Genomic DNA, 15,936 nt, shown 5'->3' on the forward strand with positions numbered 1-15,936 from the left:
ATGGTGCTGCTGCTGGCGGTCGTCCTCATCGGCTGCGCGATCGCAGTGCTCGGGCGCGCCCTCGTGTCCACCGACGGGCCCACCGGCCTCGAGCGGTCGCTCGCCTCACTCGAGCAGATGGGCACGCCCGGAGCCAACGAGCTCGTCGCCGAGGCCGAGCCCGCCTTCGCCGACCGCGTGCTGCGCCCGTTACAGGAGCGCGCGCTCACCATCGGCCGCCGGATCACCGGGGCGGACAAGGCGGAGCGCATCAGGCACCGGCTCGAGCTGGCCGGCAACCCGATGGACTGGACCGTCGACCGCGTCGTCGGCATGAAGGTCATCGCCGCCGTCGCGCTGCCCGTGATCGGCCTCGCCTACACCCAGGTGATCGGGATGAGTCTTGGCACATCCGTCCTGGTCTCGGGCGGGCTCCTCCTTCTCGGCTTCTTCGGCCCCGACCTCTACCTCTACAACCGGGCGGAGCACCGCAGCGAGGAGATCCGCCGCACGCTGGCCGACGCCGTCGACCTCCTCACGATCAGCGTCGAGGCCGGCCTCGGCTTCGACGCCGCGCTGCAGCAGGTCGCCCGCAACACCGAGGGGCCGCTCGCCCAGGAGTTCTCGCGCGTCCTGCGGGAGATGCAGCTCGGCAAGGGTCGTTCCGACGCCCTCCGCGCCCTGTCCGAGCGATCGAACGTCGACGACCTCAAGGTCTTCGTCGGGTCGATGGTGCAGGCCGACGCGTTCGGCATCTCGATCTCCCAGGTGCTGCGCGTGCAGACCGCGGAGATCCGGGTGAAGCGCCGTCAGCACGCGGAGGCCAAGGCGCAGCAGGTGCCGGTCAAGATCATGATCCCGGTCGTGATCTGCATCCTGCCCTGCCTGTTCGCGATCGTGATGGGGCCTGCGGCGCTGAGGATCATGTCGTCGTTCTAGACGCGATAGCCTGCCCCAACCATGCCCAGTAGCCAGGCATTCGCCGTCGTCGCGGCCGCGCGGCTCTTCGCGCTGCTCGCGATCGGCGCGCCCGCGCTGTGGTTCCGGGCGTCCGGCGCCCTGTTCGCCCTGCTCGCCCTCGCCCTGCTCTGGCTCTACCAGTCCGTGACCCTCACCCGGCGCGACCTCGAGCTGACCCTGTCGCCGGCCGTCGAGGCCGCGGCGGTGGGCGTGATCTGCGGGGTCGCCGTCAAGGCGTCGCCTGCGATCCTGGCCGCGCTCGTGGTGCCGCCGCTCTACGCGACCGCGATCGCCGGGCTGCGCACCATGGTGCGCACCGTGGCCTTCCAGGTGGTGTCCGTGGTGAGCCTCGGCCTCATGTGGAACGGTCGCGATCCGGCACAGACGGACTGGACGGAGTGGGGCGCGTCGATCTTCACCTGGTCGATGGCCGGCGTCGGCCTCAGCCTGGTCGCCGGCGTCACCTTCGCCACCGACCTCATCGCCCGCGACCGCCTGTCTCCCTACCGGGCCGCGCAGAACCTCCTCAGACAGCTCATCGACCTCTCGGACGACCTGAGCTCCGGGCTCGACGTCGCGGCCATCGGCGGGGAGATGCTCGGCGTCGTGGGCGACCTCGTCCCGACGCGCGCGCTCGCCCTCTACGTGCCCCGCGGCGACGCCCTGATCCCACTGGCGACCAGCTCCGAGCTCGACGCGGCCGACGAGGACGCCTGCGAGAAGCTCGCCACCGACGCCTGGGCGCGAGCGGAGTCAGTCACCGCCGGCCAAGGCTTCGCGTTCACCGCGGGTGACGCGGCGGTCATCGCCGGGCTCCGACCGGGTACTGGCAAAAACATGGCAGACCTCCCCTTCGAGGAGCTCGCGGCCGCGCTCGCCCCGAGCACGGTCAAGTTCGACACCGCGCTGCTGTTCTCCCACTTCCGTGACGTGGCCACGGCCGACGAGCGGCAGCGCCTCGCGCGCGAGATGCACGACGGCGTCGCCCAGGACATCGCGTCGCTGGGCTACCTCGTCGACGCCCTCGCCGCGCGACCGGCGGACGAGGCCCAGGCCAAGCAGTTCGCGATGCTGCGCGAGCGGGTGACCAAGGTCGTCGCCGAGGTCCGCCGCTCGGTGATGAACCTGCGCACGAGCATCGGCGAGAACGAGAGCCTCGGCGCCGCGATCAGCGCGGTCGCGCGGCACCTCTCCGAGGCGTCCGGCATCCCGATCCGGGTGCGGCTCGACGAGCAGCCCGCGCGGCTGCGGCCCGAGGTCGAGGCCGAGCTCTTCCGCATCGCCCAGGAGGCGATGAACAACGCCGTGAAGCACGCGCGGGCAACGGCGATCGACGTCCGCTGCCAGGTCTACGCACCCGACGCCCGCATCATCGTGGCCGACGACGGCGTCGGGCTGCAGGGCGGCCGGGCCGACTCGCACGGCCTGAAGATCATGCGGGAGCGGGCGAAGCTCATCGGGGCCCAGCTCACCGTGCGCGACAACGCGAGCCGTGGGCTCACCGTCTCGGTCACGCTGCGCGCCTCGGGCGGCCTCGGCCCTCCCCCCGAACGGACCCTCACGAAGGAGACACGATGACCGACAACATCACGGTCCTGCTGGTCGACGACCACGAGCTGATCCGCAGCGGACTGGGCGCGGTGCTCGACCTCGAGCCGGACATGACGGTGGTCGGCACCGCCGGGAGCGTCGCCGAGGCGATCACTGCCTACGAGCGGCTGCGCCCGATGGTCGTCGTCGCCGACCTGCAGCTCCAGGACGGCACCGGCCTCGACATCGTGCGCACCGTCCGCAAGCAGAGCGACACCGTCGGCCTGATCGTGCTCACCATGCACTCCGGCGACGACCAGATCTTCGCGGCCATGCAGGCCGGGGCGTCCGGTTTCGTCGGCAAGGACGCGCCGGCGACCGAGGTGATCAAGGCCGCGCGCCACGCCGCGGTCTCCCCCAAGGCGTTCGTGTGCGCCGGCCTGGTCGGGGCGATGATGCGTCGGCGCTCGGGCGAGACGACGTCGTTGACCGAGCGGGAGCACGACGTGCTGCTGCTCCTCGCCGAGGGCCTCAACGCTGCCTCGATCGGCGCGAAGCTCTACCTCAGCGAGTCGACGACCAAGTCGCACATCGCCCGGATCTACCAGAAGCTCGGGGCGGCCAACCGCGCCCAGGCGCTGGTAACGGCGATGCGGATCGGTCTGCTCTCCACGGTCCAGCCCTCGGCCCGCTGACCCCGGCGGATCGCGGCGCCGACGTAGTCAGAAGGGACTACCGCCGTCGACACGAACTCCCGATCCGGCGGGGGGTGCTTCCTCGGCAGGATATGGGTCATCGGGGGAAAGCCCCGGGGACACAGAAACACAACTGAGGGAGAACTCCGATGATCCAGTACCTGCAGATCCTGCTCAACGCCCACCGCGACGAGGAGCGGGGCGCCACCGCCGTCGAGTACGGCCTGCTCGTGGCCCTGATCGCCGCCGTCATCGTCGCGATCGTCGCCACCCTCGGCGGTCAGATCAACGACGCGTTCGGCACCGTGAGCACCCAGCTCGGCTGATCTAGCCACTACGGCACACACGATGGCCGCGTGTCCCACCGGGGCACGCGGCCATCGTCGTCTCGGACGAAGGACGAGGTGGACGATGAGGACTCAGGCGCAATGCCGCCCGGACCACGAGCGCGGCGCGACCGCGGTCGAGTACGCGCTCTTCGTCGCACTCATCGCGGGGGTGATCGTCACGACGATCCTCGCGCTCGGCCCCATTGTCGCGGGCCTCTACACAGCAGCCAGTCAGGGCTGGTGAGCGGCCGCGGCTCTCGCGATCGCGATCCGCTCCAGCACCGTGGGGTGCGAGCCGAACCACCACTGCGACCACGCCGGCGGCGTCGGGTCCGCGAGGGCCTTGAGAGCCAGCTGTCGCTGCAGGGCGATGAACGGCTGGGGGGCGTTCGTCGCCGCCAGCGCGTCGACGTCGGCCCGCGTCTCGATCTCCCGGCTGATCCCGTTCTGGACCGGGCTCGACAGCACCGTGGCGAGGGCCGCGAGCGCCAGGATCATCGGCACGGCGCCCACCTCGCCCGCCCGCGGCCGGCCGCGTCGCTCCGCGGCGCCGAGCAGCAGCCCGAGGAGACCGACCCCGAGCAGCGCTCCTGCGGCACCGAGGGCGGTGCCGGTCAGCACGTCGTCGTGGCGGGCGTGGGCGAGCTCGTGGGCGACCACGGACCTCGCCTGCTCCTCCGGGAGGTCGTCGACCAGGTTGTCGTAGACGACCACGCGGCGTGAGCTGCCGAAGCCGGACACGTAGGCGTTGAGCGTCGTCGTGCGGCGGGAGGCGTCGGCCACCAGCACCTCGTCGACGTCGACGCCCTCCTCGCGTGCCAGCTGCAGGATGTCGGAGCGCAGCGGGCCGTCCTCGAGCGGCGTGAAGGAGTTGAAGAGCGGTTCCACGACGACCGGGTAGGCGAACGAGGCGCCGACCACGAGCAGCGCGAGCACGCCGCCGGCCACCGCTGCCCAGGCCCGCCGCCAGCGTCGCGCGATGCCGACCAGGACGACCAACGCGATCGCGGTCGTCACGATCGCGACCAGCTCGGTCTTGACCACGTCGCCGGCCCAGGACCACCACGAGCCGGTGCTGATGCCGGCGTCGAGCTGGAGCCGGTGCAGCGCGATCGAGAAGGGCAGCGTCGCCAGCCGCCCGATCAGGGTCAGTGCGGCGACGACGCCGGTGACCTGCAGCCACCAGGGCCCGCGCATCCGGTCGGCGAGCCGCTGTCCGCGCGCCCCGAAGCCGAACCAGCAGGCGACCGCCAGGGAGACCACCAGGGACGTCCAGCTCCAGGTGCGTGCCCAGCGGGAGAAGTGCTCGGCGCGCTCGATCTGGGCCGCCGAGAAGACCTCGTCCGCACCGACCGGTCTCGGTGCACCGCCCGGGACGGGGTGCCACGGCACGAACCAGACGGCGAGCAGCACGAAGGCGGCGAGACCGATCAGCGTGGTGCCGAGCGCGATGCGGCGCTGGGTGCTGCGCACCGTTGCGGACGGGTCCACCTCAGGCGCCGTCCGTCGAGGAGATCGACCTCAGCTCGTCCTGCCAGGCCCGCGTGAGGTCCGTGACGGTCCAGTCCGTGGTGCGGCGAAGTGCCTGCTCGATGTCGGCGCCCCCGAGCACCGCCTCGTAGAAGTCCACCAACGCCTCCTCTCCACTGTGCTGAGCCAGTGTCACGCACACGAGCCAGGCCGCCTCGTAGGCGGCGCCGAGGTGCGGCGCCTGGCTGTCGAGGTCGGCCCGGGTCGGCAGTGCGGGCGGGACCCCGCGGCGCCGCACCTGGTCGATGACCTGCCCGGCGGTCCGGGAGAACGGCAGGTCGACGTCGCGCAGCGCCACGTAGTCCGCGAAGCCCTCCAGCAGCCACGGCTCTCCGCCACTCGCAGGGGCGTCGGTCAGCGCGTGGACCGACTCGTGGCTCATCACCACCTGGGCCGAGAGCGGGGTGAGGTCGCCGTACACCTCGGGGTTGAGGAACACGTGCACCGGCCGCCCGGGGACGGTCGACCCGTCGGCGCCGGTCGTGATGGCCGCGACGGCGTCGTAGGCGCGCTGGTCGAGACCGAGCGCCGCGTCCAGCCCGGACGTCGAGGCCGGCACCTCCACGACCAGCCGTCGCGGCGCGGCGGGCAACACCTTCCGGACGTCGAGGAGCGCCTGCTCGGCCTGGCCGACGAGAGGCTTCACCGGCAACGTGCCGGTCGCCGCGATGACGACCACCTCGTCGGTGCGTCGCACCGTCGTCGCGCCGGCGAGCCAGACCGGGGTGAGGTCGGCGCCACCGCCGATCGCGGCGATCCGGCTGCCCTCGTCGGCGAAGGTGAACGCCACGTCGGCATGGGCGGAGCGCTGCTCGAAGCCCGCCACCCGCCAGGTGGTGGCCACCGTCGCGGTCCAGGTGCCGGCGGTGCCGACCTGTCCCGTCTCGGTGATGTAGCGGAACGTGACGTCGTCGAGCCCGGCCGCGTGGACGCTGCCGGCGATGGCGCCGAGCAGGGCACTCGTCTGGTCGTCGGCACCCAGTGCGGCGGCGCCGCCCCGGTCGTCGCGCCGGAAGGCCCGTTCGAGCCGGTCGAGGGTGTCGGCGGCGGTCGCCGGCTGCAGGTCGTCGGTGGACGGCGCCTGGCTGGGGGCGACGTACGGCTCGTCACCGTCGCAGCCCGCGAGCAGCGCGGCGGCGAGCAGCCCCGCGCCCAGCGTGGCCGCCCACCGGCGGAGCAGGGAGGGCTCAGCCAGGGCGGACCGCACCGACGTACGGCATGTAGTGCAGCGGGCTCACCAGGACGCCGGCGCCGGGGTTGGCCGCGTGGACGATCATGCCGTTGCCGATGTACATGCCGACGTGGCTGATCGGGCTGTAGTAGAAGACCAGGTCGCCGGGCTGCAGGTCGCTCTCGGCGATGTGCGGGCCCATGCCGTACTGAGCGCTCGAGGAGTGCGGCAGCGAGACGCCGGCCTGTGCCCAGGCCATCATCGTCAGGCCGGAGCAGTCGAACGCGCTCGGGCCGGCGGCTCCGTAGACGTAGGCCTTGCCGACCTGCGCCATCGCGTAGTGGACGGCGGCGGCAGCCCGGCCGGAGGCGGAGACGCTGATGTCCTCGGCACGGAGGTCGCCCCCGCGCGACAGGATCGCCTCGCGCTGCTTGGCCTCCAGGTCGCCGAGCAGGTCCTTGGCCTCGGCGAGCTTGTCCTCGACCGTCTCCTTCTCGTCCTTCAGCTCCGACTCGAGGTCCGCGACCTGGTTGCGGCGGTCGCTGGTCTCCTCGCGACGGATCGCGTAGGCCTTGAGCTGGTCGTTGTAGTCGGAGAGCAGGGACTCCTGCAGGTCGCTGACCGTGGAGAAGGTGGAGAGCCCGCTCAGGAACGAGTCCTCGTCGGCATTGATGAGCTGGGCTGCCGGGCCCAGGCTCTGGCCCTGGAACTGGCGGATGACCGAGTCGCGGACGTCGGAGCGGACCTTGGCGACCTGGTCGCCCTGGCGCACCTCGTCGGACTGCAGCGACGAGAGCTCGTCGTTGAGGTCAGCGAGCTCGAGCTTCGCGTCGTTGTAGCGCTCCTGCGCCTGCTCGGCCTGCTGGAAGAGGCTGTCGACCCGGGCCCGCACGTCATCGATGTCAGGTGCGGCGTGCGCCGGGGAGGAGGTGTTGACCGTCAGGCAGACGGTGCCGGTGAGTGCGAGCGCGCTCAGCGCGGTGGTGATACGTGTGCGGCCGTTCAGCACGTGCTGGCGGTCCCCTCTGGTGTCGTACGCCTACCGGGTGAGCTGACGGATTCGGGCACGACCTGCCCTACCCGTGCTCCTCGCGTCCGTGTCCCACGGCCGCGCCTCGCACGGGATTCACCCCAGAGTGGTTTGGGTCCCCGGCTCCGGGGCCTCCCGACTGGTCGGACGGCACCGGACTCGACGCGATGTCCGCGCGGATCGGTCGATCCACTTCCACGGACATCTGAGCGAGCAGCCTAGACGCCTTCCCTGGCCCCGCCAAACCCCGGCTCGCCGGTCGAACGGAGACAATGGAGGAGACAAGCGCCACACCTGTCCCACAGGTCACAAGAGCCTCACGCGGACTCGACCTGCGGTCCGTCGACCGGCTGCACGAGCCGCAGCCGCGGCACCAGGCCCTCCGCCGCGAGCACGTCGAGCGCGCGCAGCTCCTCGTCGTCGATGGTCAGCTCGGGCGGCGGCCCGAGCAGCACGGTCACCACGCAGTCGTGGCACGCGAGCCCCCGCACCAGGCAGGTGTCGCAGTCGATCCTCGTCGTCATGGGACGACGGTGGCAGCGGGGTCCGACACAACGTCCGTCCGGACGTGCCTCCCCTAACTCGTCGGAGGTCCGTCCTACCGTCAGCGACATGACCACCGCCCCCGTCCGCAGCCGTTGGGAGGAGCAGCGGAGCTTCGACGAGATCGGCCGCCCGCTGCGCGACGTGACGTTCTGCGTGGTCGACCTCGAGACGACCGGAGGCTCGGTCGGCGACGGCGACCGGATCACCGAGATCGGTGCCGTCAAGGTGCGCGGCGGCGAGGTGCTCGGCGAGTTCCAGACCCTGGTCAACCCGCACACGTCGATCCCGGCCTTCATCGCCGTGCTGACCGGCATCACCAACGGCATGGTCGCCGAGGCTCCGCCGATCACCTCGGCGCTGCCCGCGTTCCTGGAGTTCGCCCGGGGCTCGGTGCTGGTCGCGCACAACGCCGGCTTCGACGTCGGCTTCCTGCGCCACTTCGCCCGCGAGCAGGAGATCCCGTGGCCCGACTTCGAGGTCGTCGACACCGTCAAGCTCGCGCGGCGCGTGGTCACCCGCGACGAGGCGCCCAACCACAAGCTCTCCTCCCTCGCCCGGGTGTTCCGTTCCGGCACCACGCCCAACCACCGTGCACTGGCCGACGCGCGCGCCACCGTCGACGTGCTCCACGGCTGCATGGAGCGCATCGGCAGCCTCGGCGTCCACACCCTCGAGGAGCTGCAGACCTACTCCTCCAAGGTGGCCGCCGCCCAGCGCCGCAAGCGGCACCTCGCCGACCGGCTCCCCCACGCCCCGGGCGTCTACCTCTTCTGCGACGACCAGTCCCGCGTGCTCTACGTCGGCACGTCCAAGGACCTGCGCCGACGCGTGCGCTCCTACTTCACCGCCTCCGAGACCCGCTCCCGCATCGGCGAGATGGTCACGATCGCGACGTCCGTCACCGGCATCGAGTGCGCCACGCCGTTGGAGGCCGAGGTCCGCGAGCTGCGCCTCATCGCCGAGCACAAGCCGAGCTACAACCGCCGCTCGCGCTACCCGGAGAAGGTCACCTTCATCAAGCTGACCCGCGAGCCCTGGCCGCGCCTCTCCCTGGTCAAGCGGGTCCTCGACGACGACGCCGACTACCTGGGCCCCTTCTCCTCGCGCGCGGCCGCCGAGAGCTGCCTCGCGGCGCTCCACGAGACCTTCCCGGTGCGGCAGTGCTCCGACCGCTTCGGCCGCCACCCGTCCCGCTCCGCGTGCGTGCTCGCCGAGCTCGGCCGCTGCCTGTCCCCCTGCGACGGCAGCGTCGACGAGAACACCTATGCCGCCGTGGTGCGCCAGCTGCGCGACGCCCTGCTGGGCGATCCCGACGACGTGGTCGAGCTGGTCAACGACAAGATGACGGCGCTCGCCGAGCAGGAGCGGTTCGAGGAGGCGGGCGTCCAGCGTGACCGGCTGGCCGCCTTCGTCCGTGCCGCCGCGCGCACCCAGCGGCTGACGTCACTGACCCGGTGCCCCGAGGTCGTCGCGACCCGGCGCGAGGACGACGGGCGCTGGTCGGTCCACGTCGTCCGCCACGGGCGGCTCGCGGCAGCGGGCGTGATCCCGAGCGGCGCCGACGCGGTGGCCTACGTCGGACAGCTGCGCGCCTCCGCGGAGACGGTCGTGCCGAGCATCAGCCCGCTCCCCGCGGCGACCGCCGAGGAGTCCGAGAAGATCCTGCGCTGGCTCGAGCTCCCGGGCATCCGGCTGGTCGAGGTCGAGGGCGAGTGGACCTGCCCGGTGCGTGGTGCCGGTGGTTCTAAGGTGGGCCCATGATCACCGCCATCGTCTTCGTGAAGGCCGACGTCGCCCGGATCCCCGAGGTCGCCGAGGGGATCGCCGCTCTCGACGGGGTCACCGAGGTCTACTCCGTGACCGGCCAGATCGACCTGATCGCGATGGTCCGGGTCCGCCAGCACGAGGAGATCGCGGCCGTCGTCGCCGACCAGGTCAACAAGGTCCCCGGCGTCACCGACACCGAGACCCACATCGCCTTCCGCGCCTACTCCAGCCACGACCTGGAGTCGGCGTTCTCGCTGGGTCTCGACTGAGACGCGCCGAACGGCTCGATGTCCTAGTCCTTCGGGACCATTTGGCCGTCCTTCCGGTTCCCCTCGACCCGATCCCCGCCTAGCGTCGGGGTGTCGTGCGCGTGAGGGCGCGCCCGGCTCGTCTTCGGGAGAGGGAGCACCCATGGGGGCTACGCACATCGTCGCGCGCGCGATCGCAGCGGTCGTCGTCGCGGCAGGACTGGCCGCCGTGCCGCAGGCAGCGCAGGCGCTGCCACCCGCCCCGGGCGGACTGGGCTCGAGCGTGGCCAACCCGCCGGTCCTGTCCTGGGACCGCGTGACGGGGGCCGAGGACTACGACGTCCAGGTCGACGACGACCCCACCTTCGACGACCCGACCTTCGAGGTCACCACGGTCAACACGCGCGCGGTGCCCACCACCGTCCTGGGCGCCGGCGACCAGTTCTGGCGCGTCCGCGCGCACGACGACACGGGCCTCGCCGGCCCGTGGGCCGATGCCTCGTTCGTCGTCGACCCCGTGCCCGCGCCCTCGAACCTGACTCCCGACGGCACCACCCTGCAGCAGCCCGGCTCTCCCCCGCTGCTGTCCTGGGACGAGGTGCGCGGCGCCGAGAAGTACGTCGTCCAGCTCGACGACGCGGAGGACACCGAGTACGTCGGCGCGCACGAGTACACCACCACGGTCACCTCCCTGGTCGTCCCGGAGGCGCTGCCGACCGGTGACAACGGCGAGTCGTACCGCTGGCGGGTGAAGGCGGTCCGCGACGGGAAGGCCGGCGTGGAGTCGGCGTACTCCTCCGATGCGGTCTTCACCCTCAAGCCGCTCGACACCGTCACCCTGGTGAGCCCCGCGGACGGCGCCGTCGTCCAGGACGTCGAGCTCGACTGGCAGCCCCTCCCGGGTGCGGCCTACTACGAGCTCCAGGTGTCGACCGACGACAGCTTCTCTGCCTCGACGGTCATCGACGACCGCACCGGCCGCAACCGGGTGCTCGGCACGCGTTACTCGCCGCCCGTCACCTACGACAACAACACCTACTACTGGCGGGTGCGGGCGGTCGACACCTCCGGCAACCCCAGCGCCTGGTCGCGAGCAGGCGACCCACCCAGCTTCGTGCGGTCCTGGGCCGGCGTCGCGAACACCCCTGTCCAGACGGCGCCCGCGAACAACGCGAACGTCGGCCCCGGCTGGCACCTGCAGTGGACGCCGGTCCGCAACGCCTCGATGTACGAGGTCCAGATGGGACCGGACCCGAACTTCTCGCCCGGGACCTTCAACGTCTGCCAGGTGGCGGGCACGACCTACGCACCGGGCAGCTTCGTGATCAACGACGTCAAGGGTCTGGCGAGCACCAAGTCAGACGACAAGTGCACGCCGAACGCCGGCATCCGGACCTACTGGCGGGTCCGTCCGCTCGACCTCCCGTTCTCACGATCAGGGACCGCAACTCGCGGTGTCCAGGGCATCTTCTCGGCGATCCGATCCTTCACGTTCGGGTCCACGCCGGTCGGAGGCGGCTCGATCGGGATGACGCCGTCCGGCGGCGCGACCGTCGACGTGCCGGTGCTCTCCTGGCAGGCGGTCCAGGGCGCCTCGTCGTACAAGATCAGCGTCTGGGACCGCACCGGATCGTCGGTCGTCTCGAAGGACCGGACCTACGCGACGTCCTACGTCCCGGCGCCCTCGACGCCGCTGACTGCGGCTAAGAGCCCTTACGAGTGGAGCCTCACGGCCTACGACGAGGCCGGTGACGCCGTCACCTTGGAGATGCACACCACCTTCTCCGTCAGCGATGCGGCGCCGTCGACCGGGCCCTGGTCAGGCGATGCAGCGCCGCTCACCCCCCTGACGGCCGACGACACCGCGACCCCGACGCGCCGTGCGCCACTGATGGCGTGGGCGCCGATGCCCGGCGCCTCGTACTACCGGGTGTTCGCGGGACCGTCCGGAAGCGGGGCGCTCTTCCCGTCCACGACCAGCGACGTGTTCGGCTCGGACAACAAGATCCGGCACCCCGCGGTCACCGACACCTACACCTGGCTGCTCGACGCCGGCGACTACGACTGGTACGTCGTGGCCTACGACGCCAGCAACGTCGCCATCGCGACCGGCCCGACCGCGACCTTCCGGATCGCCGACCTCGGCGCGGTCCGGGACATCAGGCTCGCGCTCGACGGCAACGCCTTCGGCGCCGACGGTCTCGGCGGATTCGCCGCGCCCCTGTCGTGCACCGAGGCCACCTGCACCGACGCCACCTCCACGCCGGTCATCTCGTGGCAGCCGGTCGAGGACGCCGGCTACTACATGATCTACCTGTCGGAGGACCCCGACTTCACCAACGTCGTCGAGCCGCTCACCTCGCTGCCGGCAACGATGAACACGCGCTGGGCGCCGACCATGTCGCAGGTCAAGGGCGCGCTCGCCGAGAGCCTCGCGGGCGGGTCCTACTACCTGCACGTCCGGCCCTGCAAGGCGGGCTCCCACTGCGGGCCACGGCCGGTGTCGACCTCGGGCATGGCGACCAACAAGTTCCGCAAGAAGTCGCCGGCTGTGAAGCTGGAGCAACCCGCCGCCGGCGCGACGGTCGCCAGCACCGAGGTGACCTTCGACTGGCAGGACTACCGCGACACCAACGCCGCGACGCCGTGGTCGCAGACCGGCGAGGCTGGCACCCAGTCCGCCCAGTGGTACCGGATCCAGGTCGACGACGACGAGAACTTCTCCTCGCCGATCGACACCCTCCGCGTCGACCAGTCGACCTACACGGCTTTCAACACTGCCTACCCCGACGGCCCGCTCTACTGGCGGGTCCAGGCGATCGACGCCGACGACAACGACCTGACGTGGTCCGACAAGCGGGCCTTCACCAAGACGACCCCGGTCGTGGCTCTCACCAGCCCGGCCCAGGACGAGGTCAGGCACGGCACGACCGTGTTCCGCTGGCAGCCCCGGCCGTCGGCCGCGCACTACGACGTCGAGCTCTACCGGAACAACGACACGACCTTCTCCTCCGGCAACCGGGTCTTCCACGAGTCGACCGGGCAGACGGCGTTCGTCTGGGACGAGTCGATCCCGGCCAGCGCGACGCCGTACCTCTGGCGCGTCCGCACCGTCGACGCCGACGGCAATGCCGGTCCGTGGTCGGTGCCCCGTCGGTTCGTGAGCTCGACGGAGGTGCCCACCGTCGAGGGGCCCGCCGACGGGGCCTACCTGCAGGGCGACGACATCCTCCTCAAGTGGACGTCGGTGCTCGGGGCGACCGCCTACAAGGTCGAGCTGATGTCGCCCACGGGCTCGCTCTCCGAGCGGGTCACCACGAAGGCGACCGCCTACGCACCCTCGCGGACCCTCGCCGACGGCACCTGGCAGTGGAAGGTCTCCGCGCTCACCGCGTCCGGGGACGCGATCGGCTCGACCGGCTGGGCCACCTTCGTCCTCGACGAGACCGGCCCCGACCTGCTCAAGGTCGCGCCGACCACGGTGCGGGCGAAGTCCACCCTGACCCTGTCCTTCAGCGAGCGGGTGAAGAACGTCAGCAGCCGGACCGTCTACCTCACCAAGCTCGGCAGCCGGAAGAAGATCGCCGCTCGCGTGACGCTGTCGTCGGACCAGCAGAAGGTGAAGCTCAACCCGAAGGGCCGCCTGCGGCCGTCCACCACGTACACCCTGCACGTCACCGGCCGGCTGACGGACCTGCGCGGCAACAGGTCGGACCCGACGACCAAGAGCATCTTCGTCCGCTGACTCGGGTCGTCGCCTCCCCCGTGGATCAGGCCGAGGCGGCGGCCACCCAGCGCTCGAGGACGGCCTGGGCGGCACCGGAGTCGACCGCCCGCGCGGCGCGCTCGATGCCGGCGGCCAGGGACTCCTGGACGTCGGCGCCGGGCGCGTCGTAAACGGCGAGCGCCGCTCCCGCGTTGAGGAGTACGGCGTCGCGCACCGCTCCGGTCTCGCCGGCCAGCAGCCGGCGCACCACCTCGGCGTTGTGGTCGGCGTCGCCGCCGCGCAGCGCCTCCCGGTCGACGAGGTCGATGCCGAACGCGGTCGGGTCGACGGTCGTCGTCGTGACCTCGCCCTCGTGGGCCACCCACACCGCCGAGGTCGTCGTCGTGGTGAGCTCGTCGAGACCGTCGTCGCCGCGGAAGACCCAGGCGTCGACGCCGCGCTGGGCGAGCACGCCGGCCATGACCGGTGCGACGCGCGCGTCGGCGCAGCCGACCGCCCGGGCCTGGGCGTGCGCCGGGTTGGTGAGCGGTCCGAGCATGTTGAACGTGGTGCCGATGCCCAGCTCGCTCCGGGCCGGGCCGGCGAAGCGCAGGGCCGGGTGGAAGGTCTTGGCGAAGCAGAACGTGATGCCGGCCCGCTCGGCGACCGCAGCCACCTGCGCGGCGGTCAGGTCGAGCCGGATCCCGAGAGCGCGGAGCACGTCGGCCGAGCCCGACTGGGAGCTCGCCGAGACGTTGCCGTGCTTGACCACCTTCGCGCCCGCACCCGCGGCCACGACGGCGGCCATCGTCGAGATGTTCACCGACATCGAGCGGTCGCCGCCCGTGCCGACGACGTCGAGGAGCCGTCCCGGGACGGAGAGCGGCGTGGCGGCGTCGTACATGGCATCGACCAGGCCGGTGACCTCGCCGACGGTCTCCCCCTTCGCCCGCAGGGCGACGGCGAAGCCGGCGACCTGGGCGTCGGTGGCCTCGCCCGCGAGGATCTCCCCCATCGCCCAGGCGATCTGCTCGGTCGACGCCTCGGTGCCCGCGACCAGCGCGCTCAGGACGTCGGCCCAGGTGTGACCGGCCACGGGGCTAGGCGGGGACGCGGGTGCGCAGCAGCGCCACCACCGCGTCGGCCAGCTGCAGCGGGTCGATCGGGTGCGGCACGGCGGCGTCGGCGCGCGACCAGGTCGCGAGCCACGCGTCCTGCGGCCGGCCGGTCAGCACCAGCAGCGGCGGGCAGCGGAAGATCTCGTCCTTGAGCTGCTTGGCGATGCCGAGACCGCCGGCGGGGACCGCCTCGCCGTCGAGGATCGCGAGGTCGACGTGGCCGGCGTCCATGTTCTGGATCACGACCGGCTCGGTCGCCACCTCGAGGTACTCGACCTCGGGCAGGTCGGGGTGCGGTCGCCGGCCCAGCGCGAGGATCACCTGCTCGCGGGTGCGCACGTCGTCGCTGTAGACCAGGACCTTGAGTGCCTTCGACTCCGTCACGGGCCGCATGCTACTCGGCCGGGGCGGGCCGGGGCTGCTGGGCCCGCTGTGCCTCGAGCGCCTCCCTTGCCTCCAGCCGGTCGAGCCGACGGTCCTCGCGCTCGGCCTCCTTCAGGGAAGCGCGCACCCACTGGGCGAAGAGGACGACGAAGAACACCAGGCCGACGAGGTCGCCGGCGCCCCAGAGGATCCCGCCGGCCAGCTGCTGGTCGGCGAGCGGGTCGGGGAGCCAGCCGTAGCCGGGCTGGTGACGCAGGGCGAGGTAGTGGTCACCGCCGAGCAGCGTGGTCTGCCCGAGGATGGTCACGCCCAGGAAGGCGTGGAAAGGCAGTGTGAGCACGGTCAGGAGCACCCGGAAGGGGTGCCCGACCCGGCCGGGCAGCGGGTCGACGCCCACGATCGGCCAGAAGAAGAGCGTGCCCACCACGACGAGGTGGACGTGCATCATCTCGTGGACGTAGGGGTGGGCCAGCGAGGCGTCGTACCAGTGGGTGAAGTAGAGCGCCCAGGGCGAGAGCACGTAGAGCAGGAAGGCCAGCGGAGGGAAGGACAGCACCTTGGCGACCCGCGAGTGGAGCACGACGAGCAGCCACCCGCGCGGCCGCTTCGGCAGCGTGCGCAGCGCCAGGGTCACCGGCGCGCCGAGCGCCAGCGACAGCGGCACGACCATCGAGAGCACCATGTGCTGACCCATGTGCACGCTCAGCAGCGTGGTGTCGTAGGCCGCGAAACCGGACGACGTGGCGAGGTAGAAGGCGGCCATGCCGATGCCCCAGGCGATCGACCGGCCCACGGGCCAGCGGTCGCCCCGACGGCGCAGGGTGTGCACCCCGAGCGCGTAGAGCCCCACTGCCCACACCGTCACCACGAGGGGCAGCGGCGCGAGCTCCCATTGGGTGAAGAGCGTCGCCCAGGAGAGGCGTTCCACGCCCTCGACGGTAGG

Annotated in this window: 15 protein-coding genes and 1 riboswitch; of the genes, 8 read left to right on the forward strand and 7 right to left on the reverse strand. The window is 71.7% G+C overall.

Annotated elements, in window-relative coordinates; translation table 11 throughout:
• The 5 genes from ACAX67_RS20030 (at position 1) to ACAX67_RS20050 (ending at position 3,737) form a co-directional block, all read left to right on the forward strand.
• The gene (locus ACAX67_RS20030) at positions 1–918 is read left to right on the forward strand and encodes a type II secretion system F family protein (protein WP_370705665.1); all 918 of its coding nucleotides are present in this window, start codon (positions 1–3) and stop codon (positions 916–918) included.
• Between the two features lie 21 nt (positions 919–939).
• Complete coding sequence (locus tag ACAX67_RS20035; RefSeq protein WP_370705666.1) at positions 940–2,517, forward strand: sensor histidine kinase; 1,578 nt, start codon at positions 940–942, stop codon at positions 2,515–2,517.
• Complete coding sequence (locus ACAX67_RS20040; protein WP_370705667.1) at positions 2,514–3,164, forward strand: response regulator; 651 nt, start codon at positions 2,514–2,516, stop codon at positions 3,162–3,164. Before ACAX67_RS20035 ends, ACAX67_RS20040 begins: the two co-directional genes overlap by 4 nt.
• A 149-nt stretch (positions 3,165–3,313) precedes the next feature.
• Complete coding sequence (locus ACAX67_RS20045) at positions 3,314–3,490, forward strand: Flp family type IVb pilin (RefSeq protein ID WP_370705668.1); 177 nt, start codon at positions 3,314–3,316, stop codon at positions 3,488–3,490.
• A gap of 85 nt (positions 3,491–3,575) precedes the next feature.
• Positions 3,576–3,737, forward strand: a complete 162-nt coding sequence (locus ACAX67_RS20050; protein WP_370705669.1) for a Flp family type IVb pilin — start codon at positions 3,576–3,578, stop codon at positions 3,735–3,737.
• On the opposite strand, the gene ACAX67_RS20055 is transcribed toward ACAX67_RS20050, so the two are convergent.
• From ACAX67_RS20055 to ACAX67_RS20070, 4 genes are all read right to left on the reverse strand, one after another.
• Complete coding sequence (locus ACAX67_RS20055; RefSeq protein ID WP_370705670.1) at positions 3,725–4,984, reverse strand: M48 family metalloprotease; 1,260 nt, start codon at positions 4,982–4,984, stop codon at positions 3,725–3,727. The genes ACAX67_RS20050 and ACAX67_RS20055 overlap by 13 nt on opposite strands.
• Position 4,985: 1 nt before the next feature.
• Positions 4,986–6,230: a hypothetical protein gene (locus ACAX67_RS20060; protein WP_370705671.1), complete on the reverse strand. Its 1,245-nt coding sequence runs from the start codon at positions 6,228–6,230 to the stop codon at positions 4,986–4,988.
• Positions 6,211–7,203, reverse strand: a complete 993-nt coding sequence (locus ACAX67_RS20065) for a C40 family peptidase (protein WP_370705672.1) — start codon at positions 7,201–7,203, stop codon at positions 6,211–6,213. Before ACAX67_RS20065 ends, ACAX67_RS20060 begins: the two co-directional genes overlap by 20 nt.
• Positions 7,204–7,215: 12 nt before the next feature.
• Positions 7,216–7,387, reverse strand: a riboswitch (cyclic di-AMP (ydaO/yuaA leader).
• Between the two features lie 154 nt (positions 7,388–7,541).
• Positions 7,542–7,748, reverse strand: a complete 207-nt coding sequence (locus ACAX67_RS20070; RefSeq protein ID WP_370705673.1) for a hypothetical protein — start codon at positions 7,746–7,748, stop codon at positions 7,542–7,544.
• Between the two features lie 88 nt (positions 7,749–7,836).
• Between ACAX67_RS20070 and ACAX67_RS20075 the strand changes: the two genes are divergently transcribed.
• From ACAX67_RS20075 to ACAX67_RS20085, 3 genes are all read left to right on the forward strand, one after another.
• A complete protein-coding gene (locus ACAX67_RS20075) occupies positions 7,837–9,531 on the forward strand; it encodes a DEDD exonuclease domain-containing protein (RefSeq protein WP_370705674.1) in 1,695 nt (564 codons plus the stop codon).
• Positions 9,528–9,806, forward strand: a complete 279-nt coding sequence (locus ACAX67_RS20080; protein WP_370705675.1) for an Lrp/AsnC family transcriptional regulator — start codon at positions 9,528–9,530, stop codon at positions 9,804–9,806. Before ACAX67_RS20075 ends, ACAX67_RS20080 begins: the two co-directional genes overlap by 4 nt.
• A gap of 142 nt (positions 9,807–9,948) precedes the next feature.
• Positions 9,949–13,530: an Ig-like domain-containing protein gene (locus tag ACAX67_RS20085; protein ID WP_370705676.1), complete on the forward strand. Its 3,582-nt coding sequence runs from the start codon at positions 9,949–9,951 to the stop codon at positions 13,528–13,530.
• A 25-nt stretch (positions 13,531–13,555) separates the two neighbouring features.
• Here the strand turns inward: ACAX67_RS20085 and trpD are convergent, their stop codons facing one another.
• The 3 genes from trpD to ACAX67_RS20100 are packed head-to-tail and all read right to left on the reverse strand — an operon-like array spanning position 13,556 to position 15,921.
• Positions 13,556–14,587 (reverse strand): anthranilate phosphoribosyltransferase, encoded by a 1,032-nt coding sequence (gene trpD / locus ACAX67_RS20090; protein ID WP_370705677.1) that lies wholly within the window; start codon positions 14,585–14,587, stop codon positions 13,556–13,558.
• Positions 14,588–14,591: 4 nt separating this feature from the next.
• Complete coding sequence (locus tag ACAX67_RS20095; RefSeq protein WP_370705678.1) at positions 14,592–14,993, reverse strand: Rv3143 family two-component system response regulator; 402 nt, start codon at positions 14,991–14,993, stop codon at positions 14,592–14,594.
• 10 nt (positions 14,994–15,003) lie between these two features.
• The gene (locus ACAX67_RS20100) at positions 15,004–15,921 is read right to left on the reverse strand and encodes a cytochrome c oxidase assembly protein (RefSeq protein ID WP_370705679.1); all 918 of its coding nucleotides are present in this window, start codon (positions 15,919–15,921) and stop codon (positions 15,004–15,006) included.
• Positions 15,922–15,936: the final 15 nt, after the last annotated feature.

The organism is Nocardioides candidus (assembly GCF_041321175.1).
GTDB lineage: Bacteria > Actinomycetota > Actinomycetes > Propionibacteriales > Nocardioidaceae > Nocardioides.